The organism is Bradyrhizobium sp. USDA 4506, assembly GCF_054058795.1.
The window spans coordinates 241,809-262,423 of sequence record NZ_JBSSBM010000002.1 but is presented as its reverse complement, the minus strand read 5'-3'; the positions used below and the strand labels follow the sequence as shown (position 1 = coordinate 262,423).

Below are 20,615 nucleotides of genomic sequence, written 5' to 3'. Positions count from 1 at the left end.
TTACCGGTCTTAACCAAAACCCCATAGTCAATCGCCGATTTCCGGAAAGCACCCTTCACGAAGCACGTGTAACCATGAACCCGGTTTGCTTTGAGCATAGTCGCAGGCCAACTTCAGCCCCCCGTGTCTGCATCGCCAAAGAGACTCTCCTATCTTGCAAATCACGGCACGTGCCACCCGCTTATAGTCGGACGCCGCATCTAAACGCCTCACACGCAATCTACCGCATAGTCGCGGACCGAATTGTCCTCATGCTAAAGGCGGCCGAGGAGATTGGATCTCGCGTACTCTTATTGGCTGGGGTCCATGTGTGCGCCGGCTAGAATTAGGACGGGCAAGCTGCGCCCTAAGCCAAGGCAAACCGGACTTGTCGCCCTCAACCGCTTGCCCGCGCCATCAAGCTGGCGCCGTGAAAGCCTGCAGCCGATACAGAGCTGTCAGCTATCTGACAACCCCATTGCAACACAAATTTTCGCCGGCCACGACGAGGCACTGCTGTCGACTTGCGTCACCAGACCGCCTGCGCAGTACCACGGCGCGCTTCCCTACGTCATTGTAGTCGGGGATCCTCATCGCGCTCGCGTGCGTGGTGCTACTCGGTGCCGGCCGCCCTCATCTGCTTCCTGCGCTCTTGCGTCGCGGTCATTGCATTCTACGCGCCGCTCTCAACTAACCGCACGCGTGCACAGTTTTCTGCAGCCGCAATTCTGAGGTCCCGCGAACGCAACAAACGACACACATCTTTACTCACCCTACCTTGCTTTTTATTGCTCTGGAGCAACGCCGTGGAACTTGACCCTTCCAACTCACGCATACAAGACCTGACGCAGCGCATCGACCTGCAACTGGACATCGTTGCCACCCTCGTTGGCGAGGAAGGCAACGAGCTCGAAGCAGTCCGACTGCTTAATGCACTCACAAACGAAATGATAAATGCGGAGCTCGCCATCGGTCTGCTAGGCGATGCGAGGACCAGTGGCCGCACTGACGACGGGCAAACAGCGAGAATGTCCCGGGACCGCGGCGTCTACCACCCAGAAGACCTTCAGGTCTTGGGACGCCTTTTCGATCAAGCAGTGGCGGCCTTACCCGAGGCTCTACGCACTCCTGCCAACCAGATGAAGATCGCCACGCTAATTCTGTCGCGTGCAAATGAGTAGATTCCATTTCGTATTCTTCAGCCGGTGACGATGCCCTACCGAGTGCCACCGCAAGGTTCACGATTTGCAAGATTGGACGGGCTTGTCGTCTCGCGAGCGCGTCGCTTCCACTGCCTTGTCCACATCGCAGTCGTTCCGTAAGGCGTTGATCTCCTGGTTGTCGCAACGTAGCCCGCGGATGTTCGGATGAAGGACCGGCGCGTTTTCTGAACAAGGGGCGCTTGAGTGAAGGACGTCGATCGAGATCGTTGGCAAGAATCGTTTGACCGGGCCGTTGTCCATAGGATCGGGCGAGCCGGATGATGCCGGCAGAAGGGCGGAAGCCCTACCCGGGTGTGCCCGCTCATCAAGGATCAGGTGGCACAGCGCGGCGGTGACCGGCCGTATCGTGGCGACATCCTCGCGGATGCGCTCGTTGCTCAGCCCGGCAACATTAGGCGAGGACGCGGTTCAGTCGAAGCAGAATATTCGTGGAGAAGAAGAGTCCGAGCACGATATATCGGGATTGCTCTTCTGCTGCCCAAAGATCGCGGAGAGCCATGACGAAGCCGGTTGTTCCTGCCGGGAGGTGTAAGCCACCTCATTGTTTGGTCGCGGGCGCAAGTTCGGCGCGCAGATTGCGTATCGCCTCGTTCGCCAGATGCAAAGTATTCCGTTCGCCGCTCCTTATCGAACATTCCAGGAACGCCCGCAATCGGCTGTGAAGCACTGTCCTGAGATTGTGCGCCAGTAACGGGTCCTTCTCGACAAAGCGCCACGCCTTGTCAAAGGCAACGCTCACGAGAACCTCTGGCTCTTGCACTTGCTCAGATGAAATCTGGTCCATCTCAAAACTCCAATCGAAATCTGAATACGAGGGAGTGACTTGTTCAAAGTGAAACCGAGTGCCTCTGACGTATCGCAGCAGGTAAGAGATCGGATTCACGGGTTCGCTCGCGCATCGGGCTGCTCGCGGCGCTACAACAGGTCTATACAGATGCTTATTGAAGTGCGGATGACCGAGTGCCGTGTTACCACGTCAATTCGACTAATTCTGAATCGCTTGAACGAAGCATGCCCTGTCGCGCATTTTTTGCTGGATTTCCTGCATTGCTCGATGTCGGTGGTCACTCCAGTCGAAAGCCGCGACTAATCATGGCCAAAGCCGCACCTGACGAAGCGGCCGTGCACCACATTCGAGCTCCGAGCTAAGGAGCGTTCCAACCCCACCACCGTCCGTTTCGTACAATGCCGCCCTCAGCGCGCGCTGCGTATTTCGGACACCGCCTGTTTGCTTTCTGACAAATGTCGGCGGCCTGGCTTTCGTTCTCCTGTTCAACGGAACGCAACGGCTCCGTGGTGCGAGTTTTGCTCCACGCGCGGTCACTAGATCGTTGGCCGCGTGCAGGCCGTTGCGATGATCCGGTTCGTATCGTCCCGCAAAGTACTGTGGGGCGTGGTTCGTCATGGGTGCGTACGGTGCCGACGGATTCGGTCCTGCCCCCCCCCGCAATCACGATTACCCCGACGTTTGTATGCGCCCCGAGGCGCAGTCGCGGAGGGCGCGGACTTGAAGTCCCGAAGGTCGCCGTGTGCATCGATCCCGAATGAGAGCCGATTATGCCCGCCAGACCTATGAAACTCCTCTCGATCGCGCGCGAGAAGTCGCCAGTCAACCGCGTCCGATTAGCGACATACACGTCCGGAAGCTATCGAGTGGTAAGGCCGCCGGGGTTTGTAAAGGCGCACCGTTTTACCCTCCTTGTCGCTCTATGACTGCCTATAGCACGTCGGTTGCTCAGCCGTGTATGGCTTGGTTGCTTAATGACGATCCCCGTGATGACCAAGCCACTTCGTGGCGCAACTCGTGCTGATGGCGCTCCGGTCTTCTGCCATCGCTCCGATACTACGTGGCTCAATGCAATCGGCTTTGCGCGCGGCCGCAGCTCCCATGCCGTTTAGGCGTGTTGAACGATCTACGAAGTGTGGGAGAACTTTTTGCACTTGAGCTGTCCACTGATGAGTTGGTCGTTCCTATGCAGGATGTCTTGGGTGACGAGCGATCGGGCATTGTGGTTCGCCGACGCTTGGATGACTTCGATACCCTTGTTGAATCAGACAACTGCGATGAGCTGCGGCAAATGATCTGCCTTTGGGCCGCCGCCAGGTCACTGACGCGGCGATCACCAGTTTGAACGCCATGCGAGTGGTGGCAGTCGGCGACAACTGACCTCCGGTGTCCATCGTCCGGTACCGCACGGTCGCGAAAACGCTCTCGATGGGTTATGCAAGACGCATTTTGTTGCCTGCCCCGGAGCGCTGGCGAAACATTCCGATCCGGGGTAACCAGCTTATGCTTGCTTATGCTACGCTTACATCCATCTATACCAATGTCTATTCGAGCTAGACACGGAGATGATTGGCACGGAGCGCGCGCGCAATCATTCTGCTCTTATGGATATGTATACTCAGGCTCACGCTTTATGCGAGGAGGCGCAGCAAGGCACATCTCAATTTTGTGCACCTGCTACCCTATACTCCCGTTTGATCGATGATCTGAGTCAGCTGAATTTCGCAGACGCGGATGACCGTCGAGCATTCCCTCCGACCCTACACAGCGTATTAGCAAAGCATGGGTTATTCGGACTCACTACATCAACAGAGCACGGTGGGTTAGCTCTCCCCTTGCAAGAGGCCATTGATCTCATCTCCGCCACTGCATCCTTCGATGTCTCGGCTGCCTCTACCCTCGTGATCCATAACTTCCTGGCCTTGCCCTGCATCGAAGCGGCACCGCACATCCCTGAACAAAGGCAGGTCATGTGGGGTGTCACACATGGCGACCTTTGCGCCTTCGCGTTAACAGAACCTGGAGCTGGCTCTGCGCCGCGACATATAGAAGCTTCGGCTTTCATGCACGAAGATAGAGTTCGCGTCTCCGGCCGCAAAATTTGGATCGGCCTCGCTGACTGGGCTCGTTGGATCGTTTGCTTTGCGCGAGCCTCTGGTCCGGATGCGAAAGGCCGCGTCGTTGGCGTACTGGTTGATAGGCAGGCGCCGGGCCTGAAGGTCACTCACGAGCATCGCACACTCGGTCTACGCGGCATTATTCAGAACACCCTTGAGTTCCAGGATGTCGAGCTGCCAAGTGCTTACGTGCTCTCTCGCGATCAAGACGGCTGGGGAGCAGCAGCATCCAGTATGAACCGCGGGCGCATCGGTGTGGCGGCTATGGGCCTTGGAGCCCTTGAGCGCGCTATCCAGGTCGCAGCCTCATATGCAAGCCAGCGTCGATTCGGCAAGCTGCGCATGATCGAGAACAGTTATATCGAGCAGTTGTTTGGACAGATGGTACTCCGGCGAGAAGTAGTGAAGGCAATGCTGGGTGCATCCTGCCGTCTTGTCTCAGCGCAAGGCGCGCCGAACGTCCACCTTGCGTCAGCAACGAAGGTTTTGTCGTCGGAGTGGTGCGGCCTCGTCGCTGATCAATGCGTCCAACTGTTAGGTGGCCGTGGTTACGATGAGGGAACGCCTGTAGCTAAAATCTATCGCGACGCTCGCATTCTGCGCATCTTCGAGGGGCCGACCGAGACGCTCCTGTCACATCTCGGCCGCTGCCTTCTCTCTCGAGCCACACGTGACGAAATAGCCGATCTTTTTCTCTCTCTTGGAGCCGCACCAGTCCACGCTGCTGCAATTGAGGAACTCTCTGGGCTCAATGAGACAGACGGTGCCGTACTAATCTATGCGGGTTGGCTCACTACACTGGGACTGGCACAAGCTGTCATCTCTGCTGGTTGCTTCTCGGCCTCAGATTGTCCCGCGGCTGACCTGGTCAGTTCCGAATTGGATATCCTCCGTGCTCGCGCGCCAGCGCGTCTCTCTTTCGAAGGCCGCATTCGCGCGAGTAGGACTCTGAATACCTTCCTTCATGACGCAGCTTCTTCCATCCGCTCGCCAGTCCTCACAGACGATTACCTCAAATTGGTCGAGTATGTCTGAAACCCTAACTCGCAAGTGGAGCGAGGGAGGCCGGTCCTACCAACTGCAGGCACTGCCACACGCCGATTTCGCAATTGATCCTCGACCGAGCGCCTGCCGCACTAACAGATCGGTGCGTGCTCAGGGCCGTCGGGAGGCGCATCGCGCCACGCGCGCCATCATCAGTCTTGCCTAGACGACCGATCCTCCTTGATGTGACGATCACGTTGCCCTGTGCAGCGTTTTCTGCGGGAGCCAAACCCCAGGGCGCTCGCTTGCTCGTTGCGACACAATTTGAGACGACGTCGGAGGGTTCGGAGTACTTTGCACACGCCTTGAGTCTGGGGACACCGTGGGACGCGGTTCGTATCTGGGTGGTGGCACTATCGTTCGACTGCCGGTCTATCCCCCGGTCGCGAGAGCAACAAGCTTGCGCCGTAAGTCCGTCGCAGCTTCAAAATTTATTAGCCTCCCGTGGCACGTTGATTGTGCTTCGCCGCGAAGGGGTATTGCGCCCCACCTCGATGATTGAGTCCTCGACAGCGCCTACACCGAGGTGATTTCGTTCTGGGCGCCTTATTTTGGGTGAGGCGCAGGGTTGGATGGCTAAAAGGAGCTCGAATGGCGGCCGCTATCTCACCTTGGTGGAGGTGTGCAATTGTGCAAGTCGCTCGACCTGACCAACAATGCCAGACGCCAGACATACTCGAGCTTCCAATGGCTCAGCATGTATTCGACGCTTCTTTCAATGCCCGATGCGGTATGGAGCAAAACGACTGCCTTAATCCCCTGTAGGTTGGATGCAGAAGCGCGACTAGAATCTGTGAAAGTCTATTGCAGCCGTTGCGCTGGGCTTGGCGATTGCGCGGGCGATGGAGCCGCGGACGCAGGCGGCGAGACTTGAGGTGATGCCGGGCCGTTTGCGCGGGCAATCGGCGGCACCGCCAAGCGTTCGCTGACGTTATACGCAATCCAATTCCCCACCAGCCGCATTGTAGGCCAGGCTGTTGTGAAAAGAGCAACGAGCAAGGCACCGATGACGCCAAGTGTAATGGAGCGCCAAACGAGCCAAAGGCCATCGACGGTAGACTTCTGTTCCGCGAAACGCGTTTTAACGTCGGTCTCAACAGCGGTAAGTCTTTTATGCGCTCTCAGCAATGCGCGGCATGGCGTTGCTTCGCCAGTTTGACACCGCAGCGCCTCGCGATGGACAGACGATCCGGCGCACGCCATAGCTGTTAGCCCAGGCACTTCTGGCGGATCGGGTTTGAATCATTCTGGCCGGGATATCCTGCATTTGTAGACGTATTCTTGGGGCTTGAGGCTCCTAATGGTCTTCAATCGCCGAACACGGTTGCAGACGCTCATGAAGTCTCCAGGGTGTACTTCGAGCTGATCGTGTCGATCGTAATGATAGTGTTGAACAGTCGTTTCCTGATCGTGCGGTTCGAAGGCGGATTTGTTGGTGCGATCAATGGCGACGCAGAGGTAAGAACTCGCCTCTGGAGTTCCGCAATGCCGCGGTGAAAATAACCAATTGGGTAACCCTCTAGCGTCTTCTTCGGAGGCTTACTGCAATCGCGCCCACCGAAATCTGACGCATGGTTCGATTCAACCGATTTCTTCCGAAACAATGTTGTGCTGCAGTTACAGCAATCCGCGATGATCTTGTTAAGACCCGCGGTGCCGGGGGGCATCGAAAGGAACGACACTCGAATGAAGAATTTGCTGATTCTGACTGCAAGCATCGGCGCGCTCAGTACGGCTGCTCCCGCGTTTGGCGCGGACTTCGCCGCGCAGCCCGTCAACATCAAGGCGCCGCCGCCGGCGATCGTAGCCACAATCAACGACTGGACCGGTTACTATATCGGTCTCAATGGTGGCTGGGGATCGAGCCACAATTGCTGGGATTTCAATGGCGTCACTCCCGAGGGCTGCCATAATTCGACCGGAGGCACCATCGGCGGCCAGATCGGCTATCGTTGGCAGATATTCAATACGGTCTACGGCATCGAAGGTCAGGGCAATTGGGCCGACTTCAGCGGCTCCAATGTCAGCATTGCCTTCCCGGCAGACATCATTGGCACCAAGACAGATGCGTTCGGCCTGCTGACCGGCCACATCGGCTACGCGTTCAATGCCGTGCTGCTCTACGCCAAGGGTGGCGCAGCGGTGACAAGCAACACCTATCACATCAACTCTGTGGTTAATGGGGCCGAGATAGCCAGAAACAACGACGTGCGTTGGGGTGGCGCGCTCGGCGCCGGTATCGAAGTCAGCCTCACGCCGAGTTGGTCCGCCGGTGTCGAGTATGACCACTTGTTCATGCAGGGCGGCAACGTATCCTTCCCAACAGCCGTTGGCGGCGATCGCGTCCACCAGGACGTCGATCTCATCACGGCACGACTGAATTACAAGTTCGGCCCGGCATTTGGTAGATAGTGACCTCCACGCGCTTGCTACGGTCAATCGAGAACCCCGACGGTCGATCGGGGTTCTTTCTTCAAGCGCTCCTCTTAACCAAACATCACCCCTACCTCACTTTCCAGTTCGTGCAACTAGATCATTGGCCGGATGACACGCATCGCCGGGCTCCAACGCTGCGATCCAAGTCAGTCGATCGGGCACGTCGTCGTTGGTTACGGAGCATTCACAACCTGACGCAGTGTCAGATTTCAAATTGCCTGTCTCAACGCAGCAGTTGCGTCTGCAATTCCGGTAAATAGGGCAGGCCGAGACTTGCCAGAAGCTGCGAGCAACAGTTTAGCCAATTGGGGTGCTTCCACTCGAGTGAGGAATTCAAAGAACATTGAGGCGGATTGCCATAACGATCGCTTGGATCCGGCTGGTCGCGCCCAGCTTTCGCATCGCATTCTTGATATGAAAATTGACTGTATTCTCGCTGATTTCCAGGATCATCCCAATTTCCCATGACGATTTTCCTTCTGCCGCCCACCGCATGCAGCTGATCTCACGCTGCGACAGTGCCACTTTTTTCTCACCGCCATTGTTGCAGGGGCGTGCGATCTCGCCATACGCGCTATGAAAGTGACTGGCCAATGCGTTGAGATGACCGATGCGGTCCTGCGGATCCGCATCTTCGGATGGAGACGCAAACGACACGACCGATACCCGGCCCAACGGCCCAAACAACGGTACGCTTATGCCATGCTTCAGGCCTGCCTCTCTGGCCTCATCCAAGACACGTCTCTCGTCGGGTTGAAGTTGATAGTGGTCAGCGAGTTGATCCCACAAAAATGGCCGCGACAGCATCGGCGTCCGCCGGACCACCGGATCGATGGTGTGGTACTTGCGTTTGAAGTATCGGTCGCACCAGTCTGGCGGCCATTTTACGGCCACGGTCGGGGGTGGATACTCCGCCAGGCGAAGTGGCTCGACGAAGTTGAGGGCGCCGTAAGCAACTTCACTGAAGCCCTCCTCGGTGGCGCAGCTGACAAGAAGATCGAACAGCGCTCTGAGCGAATGCGTTTGGTTTGCGCATTCAGTGAAGCTGAAGAGATCCATGTTGCGCGGCCCGGGACACCGGTCAAGGTCGGTGTCGCTGCGTTCAATTGCGCTTGTTTCAGGCGGAGCCAAGTTCCATTCCATGACCTGAACCCTGGGTTTGCTCTTCGCGAAGTCTGGAGCGCTCGCACGCTGCCTCAGATTCCATTCCCGAATTCGTTGTTCTGCCGCCGACTGCGTTGGCGTGATCGTCTCCGTCAAACAGCTGAGATGTCGACCGCTATCCCTCGTCTGAGGCTGAACGGCATGCCGCAACCGCAACGCCGGTTCCCATCAATGTGACTTGTCTGGCCCGCCGACTATGCATTGGCGAAATCGAGGATCCCCGAGTGTTGTCCGTGTTGACGGTCTGGGCCCGCGATGCAGATCGACGCTCATTTAACCCAGTAATGTCCGCGCTGACGGAGGGTCTCACGGTGGTCCGACGTGTGCGAGCAACCGATCGGAGGCGATACGACCGTCCTAAAGACGCGGCTGGCCATACAAACCAAGCAGCACCGGCGGCTACGACGTGGGCACAGGTCAGATTTAATTGTGCGAACCCGAAGTTCGGTCTAAACGCCACGCCGCTCCGTCCGAAGCGCCAGCGCGAGGGGACCCGAGGCGCTGAACTTCGCGATTGTGAGCTGGAGCAGGCCGGCTCGCCTGGCGGTGTCGGGTTCCGCCCGTGCGATATCGGCTTCGATGCTCTGCTTGCTGGCGAAGATGCCAGGAGCGTCATTTTTCATCCCAATCTTGCGGATTGCCATTGCTGCGCTTTGGCTGAGCCTCCGCTCTTCGACGCCGTCGAGGACGCGATCGATGAGCGACACGCAACAGTCGCCGCAAGAGGTAACCGCCTGGCACCAATGCCCGGCCTTTGAGGGCGGCCGCCGCGCAGGTTCGGTGCGAATGAATCGACAGGGCACGTGGTGATGGCACCAGAGGCACAACGGGAGGTACGCGCAGTCGCGAGACCTGCTCGATGCAGAGGACACTTTGCATGCGCGTCTCCAGAAGTCAGAGGGCCTCGGATCCGACCAGCAAGTGTCGTACCAATTATTGGGTTCGTTAAAATTCAACCGTCTAGACAAGGCCTTGACAGGACAACGGTCGGTTCCTGCGTATGACATTGAAGCAATCGTGACATCGGGAGGAAACGCGACAACGCCATTTGCGGAAGTCGCCGCACCAGTTGATCTAGATCAACGAGTGCGGCTCTCCGCGACTGCCGACTCAAGGCGCTCTTGTTCTCCAACTCGTCGGTACGCCAGGCACCAGCGCTTGACTGAAAGCACGGCGACTAACCAATCACAGACGACGACAAGGCCGGTCCTGATGGGTCGCAACCAACCGTGCAGTGCAACGGCCCGGAATGCAAGCACGGACGTCAAAGAGCCGAAAGCACTGTGGAAGGCCGCGCCGGTCTCATTTGTCGATTCGCTTCGCCAACTATGTCGAGGCACCTTGGTGAAGACGGTCTGCACGCTTTCGCAATTAGTTCTGAGCAAGTAGTCCGTCCTTGCGGACTGCTGGTCTGGAGCTGTTAGAGACAGTAACGTGCTGAGCGCCGAAAAAACAATCGGCACAGTTGTGAATTGGTGGAGCGGCTTAAGTTCGGCGCCGCCAGGCGCCCCGACGCACTTTGCCGGGGTTGGAAGTGCGCCGGGCCCGCCCCAACACCATCAGTACATCCGTGATGATGCTTGCGCCAATGAGACAAGCAGCGTGGCGGAATTGAGGCTCATCCATTCTTTTAACGTCGAGTCCAAAATGTTTTTATCGCGGGTCTTGAATCTCACGCGGCGTCAAGTTGTACGATCTCGCACTTGGCGGTTTCATCGAAGAAGCAATTCTTGTCCGTGACATCACCAGCTTGCAAGGTGATGCATCCTGCTCGTGACGCCCGCCGGAGCCGGTGACGCCATGGCGACGGTAAGTGGCGCGAAGCCAATCGTCTTTTGATGAACGACTGACACTGTCGCGCAAGTTAGTTGAGGGACGTCTAGCCGCTGAAGTCGTGCTCATATGAGAGATTTACTCTTTGAACGAGCATCAAATGATTTCCAGCGAGTACTCCCGTTCTCAGACGCTAAGCGCCTGGTGGCATCGAGAACGCGAACCAGATTTGAAAACGAAAGTGGGATTATTGACATAACGCAAAGACAAAGGAAGGCACATCGGTCAGCTTCATGTTTATCAGCATGGAAAGTTTAAGTCTTGCAGACCTCGCTTCTGAACAAATACTGCGATGCTCGCTTGCCATGGTATACCATCTATCCGACCGTACCCGATTTCTCCGCGACCGTAGGCGCCGAGACCTGTGAGACGTGGTTGAGGCGGCTGCCGCCCGACGAACCCGTCTCGCTCTATCTCCACATTCCGTTCTGCCGATCAATCTGCTGGTATTGCGGTTTCCCGACAAACCTCACTCGCAGCGAGCGACCGACTCACGATTTTGTTGCGGTGCTGAGCGAGGAAATTCGTTTGGTCGCACAGCGAGCGCCGTGCGCCCTGCCCGTGAACGATGTACATTTTGGCGGCGGAACACCGACCACGATCGCGCCAGCCGATTTCCTCGCCCTGATGGAGCTCCTACGCCGCTGCTTCACCTTCAGCAAATCAGCTAGCATCGCCATCGAGATCGACCCGCGCGCGTTCACGGCCGAGATGGCCGAAACCTTGGGTGCAGCCGGCGTGAGCCGCGCGAGCATCGGCGTGCAAAGCTTCGACCCCGTGGTTCAAAGGGCAGTCAACCGGCTCCAAAGCGAGGCGCAGGCGGCTTCTGCCGTCGAACGCCTTCGCCGGCATGGAATAAGCCGCATCAACTTCGACCTTCTCTTCGGACTGCCGCATCAGACGGTGCAGTCCTGCGTGAACTCCGCGAGGACGGCGGTGGCCATGCGGCCCGACCGGATTGCGGTTTTCGGCTACGCCCACGTTCCCTCCTATATGAAACGTCAGCGCCAGATCGACGAGGCCGCGCTGCCGGACGATATTGCCCGCGCCGAGCAAGCCGCGGCCGTGGCGGATACGCTGGTCTCCGCTGGCTACCACGAAATCGGGCTCGACCATTTTGCCTTGCCGGACGACGAACTCGCGCTGGCCCAAAAAGGCGGTCGGCTACGGCGCAACTCGTTGGGCTATTCGGCCGATACCTGTAAAACCGTGATCGGCTTTGGTCCGTCAGCCATCGGTCGTCTCCGTGACGGCTACGTCCAGAACGAGCTCGCAACAGCTTCCTATAACCAGCACATCAGAGCAGGCCGTCTGGCAACATCAAAGGGCTGTTGTCTCACTGATGAAGACCGGCTCCGGGCTGCAATTATCGAGCGCCTGATGTGCGATTTGGAGGCCGGCGTGCCGGCAATCTGTGCCGCTCACGGATTTGATCCGATCGCTTTTCTCGATTCGGCTGATCGCTTGGGAATGCTCGCCGAGGATGGGGTAGTGGACATCGAAGAGGGTCTCGTCCGTGTCAAGCAGGAGCACCGTTTTCTTATCCGCTCTGTTGCTGCCGCATTCGATGCCTATCTCAACCGCACCCCCTATTAGGAAGGCTGCCACGAGCTATCGCCGCGACATTCGCTCGACGGAAAACTAAAAACTCCCTCAAATGCTCCGACTGCTGCTGACAACTGCCTTGCGGAAGACCCGACGAAAGTGCGGCGGTGGAATTCATTCGTTGAATATGTGGCTCCGACTCCGCACGCTCGCTGACGTGGTCAGAAACCTGCCCGAATTCCTGATGTCTCACGCGTATGCGGCATGCTCGCTCGGTGAGACAGGATCAGCCTGACTGGGCAGGCCGCCAGCTGCCAAACGTGGAGGGCTCCCAGCGCAGCAGCCTGAGGCCTCAAGGCTCGCCTGTCTTCTGTCCTGCAATCACTGGCTCGCCTCCGACGGAAACCGGCCCCTGTGGTTTGGACCGCTCGATGCGCTTCCTGGCCGGGCTCGAAGCAGCTTGCGCGGGCGAAGAAGTAACGGAGGGGGCAGAAGGGGCAGGTGCTGGATGTTGCAGAGAATCGATCCGCGAAGTCAGCATGGTGAGCTGGTCCAGGATCCCTCTCAGGTCCTGCCGCTGAGCATCGAGTTGACGGTTGAGCTCTGCAATGTCGTCGCTGGTCTTCTGCTGCATCCAATGTATCTCGGTCATGGACGCCCGGTCCACCGGCGGCAGGCCCACCGGCGAATCGGCGGGCCCGGCTGCCGGCGTCTCGACAAACCCTACGAGGCTCCCCCCAAAATGGGCTGCCGCCGCACACAAGCCGACGAAGACAACCAAAAACATCAAACCCCCAGCGAATGCGGCCTGACCAGCCATACAAGAGCGGCCGCAAGTCCGAAGCGGCCGCCTGATCAATCATCTGCATCGTCCCTGCCCGACTTCACCGTTTCGATCGGCTTGTCTCGTTGACGCGAGAACTCGCGATACTTACGCATCCCAGCAAACCGCAGCCGCCAACAACATCATTCTTCACAACCTCGCCGATCAGTTGCTCCCTTGGCCTCGATGAAGCGGCCCGTCTTGACCGAGACAAAGCGAACACTTTACGCGCGGCTAATCCATCATAGGGCTCGCGGTAAGCAATAGTTTTCGCCTTCGAGGGCCATAGCGCAGCATTTTCGCATCATTCAGGAGAACCTTGCAGATTTTCTTGTCCTGCCGGCGCCTGATGCGAACCGGCCGCTATTCCTTCAAGGTCTGAATCTCAGCTTTCGCGCTGCCGAGACCGGCAATTTCACGGCTTGCTGCCGCGTAAGGCGCGACAGCTGGCGCTCGAGTCACGTTGCCATTGGAGCGGCAAGCGCTGGACATGGCCAACTACCAGTTATGGCAGGTTGATCGAGACGACGGCCACATGGCAAGCGTGGCCGAAACGAACGCTGCGGGATCACAGGTCCAGGAACTAAGAATGCACTACAGATTTGGCCATGCCAATGGAGCGGACGGAGTTAGCAACTGCTCGCCCACAGCCACCAAAGCAGCTCGAAACCTGATTCCTCTGGTCTCCTGGGCCACCATCATGAACGTTGTGACGCGATCGCTGCGCGTAGAGATTTCAAGGCTCTCTGGAAATCGCGGTCATCGATCGTTTCGCCGTTCGCAAACGACGATACCAAGACAGCTTCATGAAGCCACGGCGCCGGCTTGGCTAGCTTTGCATTCCGGTGGCCGCCATTTCGTCGAGAACGGCCTCTTCGAGCGGGATGCTCGGCACAGCTGCAGTCCTCTGCCCCATAGTGAAGCAGGGTCGAGGCTCGCAATGTCTTGGCGGCGAGGACAGCTGAGGCTCCGCGCGCTCGCTGCCAGCGGTTCTCGTCCAGCCAGCAAGCGCTGCTCACTCTCGGTAGATCCGGCCTGATGCACAACAAGGTGCAGACCAGATCGTTCTCGCGTTTACGGGCGACGTGGCTCGGCGCGTTAAGCGGATCTCGCTGGGATGGACGAACCGCCTTGCCCGTGAGGCGTCGCCCCCCTTGTCCTTAGACGCCAAGGCTTGGGAAGTCCGTTCTCGGCCATCAAGGCCGGTTTTCAATTCATGCATGGTTCGCAAACAAGGACGCGAAGAAACTGTGGGTGATTGCTTTGTTGCGGCGACGACGCCTCGGACATCTTCGGCTACGGCAGCACTTGCCTGCAGCTTGCGATCAAGCGAGAAGAACCCGCGACTTGCCGTCGCACTTTCTCTCGCGGTTTTTTTGGTCGCCCCCCCTGTTTTGGCACAAACTGCTGACGAGCCTGGTCCCAAGAGCAGCGCTGTGGACCAAGCCACTAAGAGCAGAACGCCAAGAGCGCCCGACATGTACACAAAGCTCCGGATGGGCGTGGTCAATCCGCCAATTCGACTTCGTGCCTCGGCGCCGGAATCAGCTCCCAACCTGTCTCTCATAAAGCGCAGCAGCGCCGATCGGGCTATTCAGACGCAAACGCGAAAGACGATCGACCCCTTCGCACGCTTCGATACTTTCCGAGAAAAAGGGATCTGGCTCACCATACCGGGCCCTGCCGATACGATTGTTCAGGACAGGGACGGCGTTAGATCCGCTCTGGCAGACGTCGGGATCGGCTATATCGGCTGGACGCACAACACGTTTGCCAACAACCAGCTGCCGAATGCGGCCAGAAGCAGTATCGCCAACCAGCTCTACATGGGGCAGAATCCGACGTTTGCTACGGCGAACTTCATGATCGTCACCTACGATCTCAGCCGGTTTGGCATTCCCGATGGCCAGATTGTCGTGGGAGCGGAACAGCAATACTGGACATGGAAGCGCCCGGGACCGGATCGAGTGGGGCTGAATACACTCGCCTATTATCAAACTTTCCTCGACAGGAAATTCGAACTCAAACTTGGCTATCTCAGAAATCAGAATGAGTTCACCGGCACATTGTTCGGAGGGATCTCAGGATCAAACATGTTTGCCTTGTTCCAGGCAGGCATGAGCACCAACGCCGCTCCCACGCCCGCCGTCAACCTTAAGTACAATTTTGGTGATCGCTGGTACAACAAAGTCTCCGTGCAGCGCTCCATCAGTCCGGATGGTCCTTATGCGCAGATAACCGACAATCCAACCGGCCTGAACTGGAGTACGGCCAATACAGGCATTCTTTTCGTTGACGAGCTTGGCTACAAGAGCAAGGCCGCTCCCGGCGTGCCCGACACGTGGCTGCGGGCGGGCATTGGTTTCAACAGCAGCCGCTACAAGAATCTAGCGGATCCGGATCAACAAAGGGAGAGCGGGAATAACTTTCATTACGTCGCTGCTGACAGGCAGCTCTGGCAGAGTGACGTTGAGGAGACGCCATCTCGCGGCGTCTATGGCGGGTTCTCCATCATGGGAGCTCCGCCTGACTTAAACCGGATCAGCCGGTATTACGAGCTTCGGCTGTATGCGAAGGGACCTTTTGATAGCCGTCCCAGTGATCTGATGGCTCTTGTCGCCACCAACACCGCCTGGAGCAAGTTTGCAGTGGATGCCGCCTTGGCAAAAGGACAGCTTGCGCATCGCGATACCACTGCAATTACGGGAACATACACCGCGCATCTCGCCCCGGGTGTGTATGCAACGGTCGGACTGTCATACGTCCATAACCCGACAAGCGTCACACACACGCCCCAAACGGAGCACGCCCTCAATCTTCTGGCATCTACGCTGATATTCTTCTAGTCATCGAGGATGCACACCAATTCGGCTTCCCTGTCCTCGGCTTGAACAATTAGGTAATGCGTCAGTTTGAATTTCAAATTGTGGCGTTACCGAAATTTGCGTGCTAGTTCTGTCAACGCGCCGGCTGGAGGCTGCGAAGAGCGAACCGGGAGCCGGCTCTCGGATGATCTCGGGGGCTTCTGACCCGATTTTGGCTACAGCTCTAGTTATGCGCGGGCCGTCCCGCTGGACAAAGGGCGCGGGGTGAAGCTCCTAGAATGAGCTGAGACAGATAGGGAATGTCGCGCACGGTTCGGCGCACCATCAGCGTGACGAGAACAATCGCTCCCCCTAGAATTCCCGCTACGGCCAACCTGGTTGTGAGATCCGAAGGCACTGCGTACTTTATCGAATCCATGAGGCGAAATACCGTACCCTGAATCAAGTACAGCACCAGCGTGCTCTGTCCTATTTCCACGGCGATAAAGCGGACCACTCGATTTGAGCGGCCAGATCTCCAGCATTGCAAGAAGAGCTCAAGCATGATCGCTGAAGCTGCCGCAGAGCCAAAAAGCATCAGAAGCACGTTCTTCGCCGACAGCACATCTTGAACCAGCGCGAGATTTTTGTAGACGTAAGTGTCCTTCTGCCAGGCCAGAAAACACACCAGTGCCGCTATCCAGAGAGACACGACCAAGATCAGCTTGTACGAGGGTGTTATGCTTGTCCACCGGCCTTTCGACTGCGCAAATGAGAAGCCCAGGCAGAAAAACGGGTAAGTATACTTTATGAGAGGAAATATGGAGAATGTCAGGGGTGCGAGCGCGACCAGTACGACTGATACGAACAAGATCCAGGGCGAGCAATGATCGAAGATCGAAAGACTTTTAACGAGAAGAAAATGAACGAACGCTGCCCAGATGAACCAGTATGTGCCGGCAACATCGTTTAGAACTGGCAAAATGTCGCCCGATGCGTCAGGCGCGCGGGGAAGCACAGCCAACTTTGCTGTCTCCAGGAGGGCGTACCAAAACAGCATGGGCAGCAAGAGCTGCATCGCCCGATCGCCGACGGCTTGCGCCAACGACTTTCGCAACAGCGCACGGCAAGCAAAATATCCGCTTATCGCCATAAAGAGAGGCATATGGAACATGTAGATCCATTTGAAGCATGGCGAATCCCAGAAGCCTTCATCTCGGTAGAGGATATACTGGATCAGGTGACCGACGATCACCAAAATGATCAGCACTCCTTTGGCAAAATCCAAAGCTAGATCGCGATCGTTCGCCTCTGGCGCACCAGGCGCAGTCGATCCGGTTAAATTTCGCAATGTATCAGTCATTCGCTGCTGCAGCTTTGCTCCATGGAGATCGATCCGACCGATCATCGTGGAGGCAATTGCCATCTAGAGGCTACGCTCCGATAGCTGGCTGGGCACCAATGTTCAATTATATGGAGGCACGTGATCGGTATAAAGAAAGAGGGAACGAGTTATACGAGGGTTTGCCGATCGGCGATCGTGCGGCCGTGAGCTTTCGAAAAGCTGACGAGATCAAGAATTCGCAACAAGCAGCGGCGCGGCGATCGCATGATTTCTTCTGAAGCGTGCAACATAAAGCCGGCCAGCTGTGGCTTCGCAGCCCGCCTGAAGTTGAGCTGCCGCGGGTGCGTTCGAACCCAAGCAAAGCTTCCCTCGCCGTCATCCATACCAGGACGGCGCATGGCATCAACTACGCCTTTTCGTGAATGTTTCTGTGCCCTATCTTCCGCTGGGCAGCCAATCCGTGGCCTCGCCGAAGAACGCCCTCAGCGACCATTTCGCGGCTTCGCTATCGGTCAGTTGATGAGAGTGAGGCTCGCGGCCTGCCGGATTGGCTCCAATGCCGGAGGATTTGTATTCGGCATAGTTGGCCGTCTTAAGTGTAATCGTCTTGCCCGGAGTCCACTCGCGCCAGCCTTCCGCGATGATCGGTGCATCCATCTTCGTCGACAGGAACACCACTGTGGCATAGGGGCGCCAAGGCCGGCCGAGCGCCACATAGCGCGCGGCAGGGTCGGCAGTCAGCCTGCAATGATCGAAAACATACGCGCTGTCCTCGTCCGAGGCTCCTTTGCTCTGTGCGGTGTACACGACCGCTTGATTTGCGATGCCGTGCAACTCACATTGTCGGAAATAGGCCTTGGCATCACCAAATATGAAATCGACATGCCCCTCGATGTAGCAGTTCGAGAAGTATTGTCGCGATACTCGGCCGTTCGGCCGCTTACCAGCAAACAGCGTGTCCTGGGCGCCGAGCAGGCGGACGCGGGTGATAACGTCCCTGTCTCCAGTAACCGACAACGCCACCGCCTGCGAGGATGGATTGGCCGGATTGAGCCCGTAGTCGTTTTGGATTGTCAAATTATCGAGCCGGAAATCATCGCCAGAGGCGTCCAGCGTCGCAGAACGAGTGGTTCCTCCGACATTGATCGCGCCGTCGCCATACACAACGACCGTATCATCCGGCTTCTTGCCGGAACCTCTGATATGAACACCAGATCTAGAGACTTTGACCTTCTCGCGATAAATGCCCGGCGCGATCTGGATGTCCCCGCCTTGGATCGGTAATGCGTCGATCGCTTCCTGAACCGAGTGATAGGCTGCCCTTTCGGCATGCGAGACAAGAAGTGGCTGAGCATGGGCCGCCGAGATGCAGAAACCTCCGACCAGAACTGCAGCGAACAGCGCGAAAATCCGCATGTGGTCTCACCTTTTGTCGGGCTCGCTGCACGCTCGATGCAGTCGGGATAACGTCCCGCCGCGACAACCAGCTGAGCATGATCAACACGTTTCTCCACCGAGCCGGAACTCTCGCGCAACTGCGGGAACGTCCGATGGCGGTGACCCTGTCGGACTGCTGCAATGAGGGTGTCAGCGCCGTGTCTCGTCGCAACGCCCGTGAATCAAAGCGGTATCGAGGCGGATCTGACCGGCCTGAGATTCGACACCGAGTTGTGCTTAGTCATTTCCGTCCCGGAATGCTCTGGCACATCCCTCCCATCCGCGCGACGCCGGTTCTCTGGCTCGCCCGGGCAGCGGCGGCGACACCTCAGAATGATCGGCAGTCACATTGGCATGTTCGAGTTGCCAAGTCGCGGAATCGGCAAATCGAACATCCTCGAGCGTCACATCAAGGGCGTGCCGCTCGTCGACCCCGCGCATCAGCAGCGCACCATTGTCGCCACGCACATGGCGCAGAAGGATCTGGCGATAGACTGGAATCCTCGTGCCTTGGGCACGTGGATCGTATTTTGTATCGAACGCGACCGGCCATCGGTTGCCCCGCAGACACACATTCTCATAGGTCACCCGTTCGACCAGGCCGCCTCGGCTGATATCGCTCTTGATGCGCAGGCCGGACGTCGTGCCGTCCAAGATCAGGTTGCGGACCAGTATGTCGCTGGCGCCAGAATTCACCTCGCTGCCGATCGACATCCCGTGCCCCCAGCCGAAATAGTTATCGGTGATGGAGATATGACGGGTTGCGCCATTGTCGCCGGCTTTGATTGCGACGTTATCGTCTCCAGTGCGGATAAAACTGTGGGTGATGGTTACGTCCTGGCTGGCGCCAGGATCGATGCCGTCGGTATTGCGGGCATCGGGCGGTGCATCGATCGTGAGGCCCCAGAACGTGGCACCTTGGACCCGGTTCATCGCGACATGGAAACTGGGTGAATTGCGCAAGGTGACGCCAGAAACAGTGATGTCCTGTGCGTGATCAATCTGGATCAAACGCGGGGCGTTCTGGTTGCCGCCCTCGGCCTGTGCGCGGCGGGCCAGCTGCCACCAGGTTTCGGCGCTGCCGACCATCGGTGCACCGCCCTGTCCGTCGATGATGCCGTCGCCGTAGATGCCGCCGCCACGCGTTTTGGAAAAGCTGACGAACGGCCGACAACCGTCGCCTTTCGCCCCGATGCGACCACACTGTCCGCGGCCCTTGTCGTAGGCAGCAGGTTCGGGGATGGCGAAAAGCGTTGCACCGCGTCCGATCCACAAGGTCACGCCCGATTTCATCTCGAGTGCGCCCGATCGGAACTCGCCACGCCCGAGATAGACCGCAGCACCGGCAGGGCAATGGTCGATGGCACCTTGCAGCCTCGCCGTGTCGTTCCCACCAGACGGCACCGGGCGGTCGCAGACCGTTTGAGGTGCTCCGGGTTCGGCGACAATGCGGCGATCTTGTGCTTTCGCGGTGGGGCAAAAAGCGATGAAGGCAACGCTGAACAACAGGGTCCATTCGCGAAAAAGCTTTGTCATCGACCTCGTCTCGTTGCCGCGAGCATCCTCGCCACTACCTTGTCCTGAGCTGAGCGCCAGCCAATCGGCCACCGCTCGCCGCACTGGCCCGCGCAAGATGACATTTATAAGACCGCAAACGAGAGCGTGGGCTTTGCCGGCAACGACCGCACTCTGCGGCTGATGCCATCGAGGCAGAGTCGGAGCACCTCACGTCCGCATCGATTCTTCAGCGAACGGAGCAGCCGCAAGCCAGATACGAGGCGGCCAGGCACCATGTGCTCAGGTAGAACAGGCTGCTTTGGACTGAACAGAACCAGAGCAGGATCGGGTCGATCGACGGCTATGCACGTGAGCTGATTTCTCGATCTCGGCCCTTCATTTTGCCCTGGATCAAACATTCTTGCCTGCAAGATCTCGAATAAGAGATTTCCACGACAAGCTCAGCATCGTGCGGCCGCTTAACGCGTACGACGCGAGGCATCGTGATCCACATCTATGAAAGCGGCAAGTAGCGTCAAATAAATATCGGAGGCCCATACCGACCGAGCAGCGCTTTCGGG

At 57.8% G+C, this 20,615-nt stretch carries 12 protein-coding genes; 5 read left to right on the top strand and 7 right to left on the bottom strand.

Features of this window, described 5'->3' with window-relative positions; translation table 11 throughout:
- The first annotated feature begins 599 nt into the window (after positions 1-599).
- Entirely contained in the window at positions 600-1,160 is a 561-nt protein-coding gene (locus ACVIHF_RS03695) for a hypothetical protein (protein WP_456791671.1), read from the top strand.
- Between the two features lie 580 nt (positions 1,161-1,740).
- Here ACVIHF_RS03695 and ACVIHF_RS03690 read toward each other — a convergent pair.
- Positions 1,741-1,986 (bottom strand): hypothetical protein, encoded by a 246-nt coding sequence (locus ACVIHF_RS03690; RefSeq protein ID WP_456791670.1) that lies wholly within the window; start codon positions 1,984-1,986, stop codon positions 1,741-1,743.
- A gap of 1,568 nt (positions 1,987-3,554) precedes the next feature.
- Here ACVIHF_RS03690 and ACVIHF_RS03685 point away from each other — a divergent pair.
- Together ACVIHF_RS03685 and ACVIHF_RS03680 are read left to right on the top strand one after the other, a co-directional pair.
- Complete coding sequence (locus tag ACVIHF_RS03685; protein WP_456791669.1) at positions 3,555-5,141, top strand: acyl-CoA dehydrogenase family protein; 1,587 nt, start codon at positions 3,555-3,557, stop codon at positions 5,139-5,141.
- Positions 5,142-6,836: 1,695 nt separating this feature from the next.
- The gene (locus tag ACVIHF_RS03680) at positions 6,837-7,562 is read left to right on the top strand and encodes an outer membrane protein (RefSeq protein ID WP_456791668.1); all 726 of its coding nucleotides are present in this window, start codon (positions 6,837-6,839) and stop codon (positions 7,560-7,562) included.
- A gap of 357 nt (positions 7,563-7,919) precedes the next feature.
- On the opposite strand, the gene ACVIHF_RS03675 is transcribed toward ACVIHF_RS03680, so the two are convergent.
- Positions 7,920-8,645 carry a helix-turn-helix transcriptional regulator gene (locus ACVIHF_RS03675; RefSeq protein WP_456794066.1) on the bottom strand — a complete coding sequence of 242 codons (726 nt, stop codon included), beginning with the start codon at positions 8,643-8,645 and terminating at the stop codon, positions 7,920-7,922.
- A 554-nt stretch (positions 8,646-9,199) separates the two neighbouring features.
- Positions 9,200-9,457 carry a hypothetical protein gene (locus ACVIHF_RS03670; RefSeq protein WP_456791667.1) on the bottom strand — a complete coding sequence of 86 codons (258 nt, stop codon included), beginning with the start codon at positions 9,455-9,457 and terminating at the stop codon, positions 9,200-9,202.
- A 1,387-nt stretch (positions 9,458-10,844) separates the two neighbouring features.
- Between ACVIHF_RS03670 and hemN the strand changes: the two genes are divergently transcribed.
- Positions 10,845-12,179, top strand: coding sequence for an oxygen-independent coproporphyrinogen III oxidase (hemN, locus tag ACVIHF_RS03665; protein ID WP_456791666.1), 1,335 nt, complete (start codon positions 10,845-10,847; stop codon positions 12,177-12,179).
- Between the two features lie 301 nt (positions 12,180-12,480).
- Here hemN and ACVIHF_RS03660 read toward each other — a convergent pair whose 3' ends face one another.
- Entirely contained in the window at positions 12,481-12,915 is a 435-nt protein-coding gene (locus ACVIHF_RS03660) for a hypothetical protein (RefSeq protein ID WP_456791665.1), read from the bottom strand.
- Between the two features lie 1,514 nt (positions 12,916-14,429).
- Between ACVIHF_RS03660 and ACVIHF_RS03655 the strand changes: the two genes are divergently transcribed.
- Positions 14,430-15,797, top strand: a complete 1,368-nt coding sequence (locus ACVIHF_RS03655; RefSeq protein WP_456791664.1) for a carbohydrate porin — start codon at positions 14,430-14,432, stop codon at positions 15,795-15,797.
- 202 nt (positions 15,798-15,999) lie between these two features.
- Here ACVIHF_RS03655 and nolL read toward each other — a convergent pair whose 3' ends face one another.
- From nolL to ACVIHF_RS03640, 3 genes are all read right to left on the bottom strand, one after another.
- Positions 16,000-17,118, bottom strand: coding sequence for a nodulation factor fucose acetyltransferase NolL (gene nolL / locus ACVIHF_RS03650; protein WP_456794065.1), 1,119 nt, complete (start codon positions 17,116-17,118; stop codon positions 16,000-16,002).
- Positions 17,119-17,535: 417 nt separating this feature from the next.
- A complete protein-coding gene (locus ACVIHF_RS03645; protein WP_456791663.1) occupies positions 17,536-18,516 on the bottom strand; it encodes a pectinesterase family protein in 981 nt (326 codons plus the stop codon).
- A 258-nt stretch (positions 18,517-18,774) separates the two neighbouring features.
- On the bottom strand, positions 18,775-20,073 hold the full coding sequence (locus ACVIHF_RS03640; RefSeq protein ID WP_456791662.1) for a glycoside hydrolase family 28 protein: 1,299 nt from the start codon (positions 20,071-20,073) through the stop codon (positions 18,775-18,777).
- Positions 20,074-20,615 lie beyond the last annotated feature (542 nt).

Bases quoted from the DNA above. Each gene is read 5' to 3' on its own strand.
- ACVIHF_RS03655 (WP_456791664.1), top strand. From the start codon at position 14,430: ATGTACACAAAGCTCCGGATGGGCGTGGTCAATCCGCCAATTCGACTT.
- ACVIHF_RS03680 (WP_456791668.1), top strand. From the start codon at position 6,837: ATGAAGAATTTGCTGATTCTGACTGCAAGCATCGGCGCGCTCAGTACG.
- ACVIHF_RS03645 (WP_456791663.1), bottom strand. From the start codon at position 18,516: ATGCGGATTTTCGCGCTGTTCGCTGCAGTTCTGGTCGGAGGTTTCTGC.
- ACVIHF_RS03690 (WP_456791670.1), bottom strand. From the start codon at position 1,986: ATGGACCAGATTTCATCTGAGCAAGTGCAAGAGCCAGAGGTTCTCGTG.
- ACVIHF_RS03685 (WP_456791669.1), top strand. From the start codon at position 3,555: ATGATTGGCACGGAGCGCGCGCGCAATCATTCTGCTCTTATGGATATG.
- ACVIHF_RS03640 (WP_456791662.1), bottom strand. From the start codon at position 20,073: ATGACAAAGCTTTTTCGCGAATGGACCCTGTTGTTCAGCGTTGCCTTC.
- ACVIHF_RS03675 (WP_456794066.1), bottom strand. From the start codon at position 8,645: ATGGATCTCTTCAGCTTCACTGAATGCGCAAACCAAACGCATTCGCTC.
- nolL (WP_456794065.1), bottom strand. From the start codon at position 17,118: ATGACTGATACATTGCGAAATTTAACCGGATCGACTGCGCCTGGTGCG.
- ACVIHF_RS03660 (WP_456791665.1), bottom strand. From the start codon at position 12,915: ATGTTTTTGGTTGTCTTCGTCGGCTTGTGTGCGGCGGCAGCCCATTTT.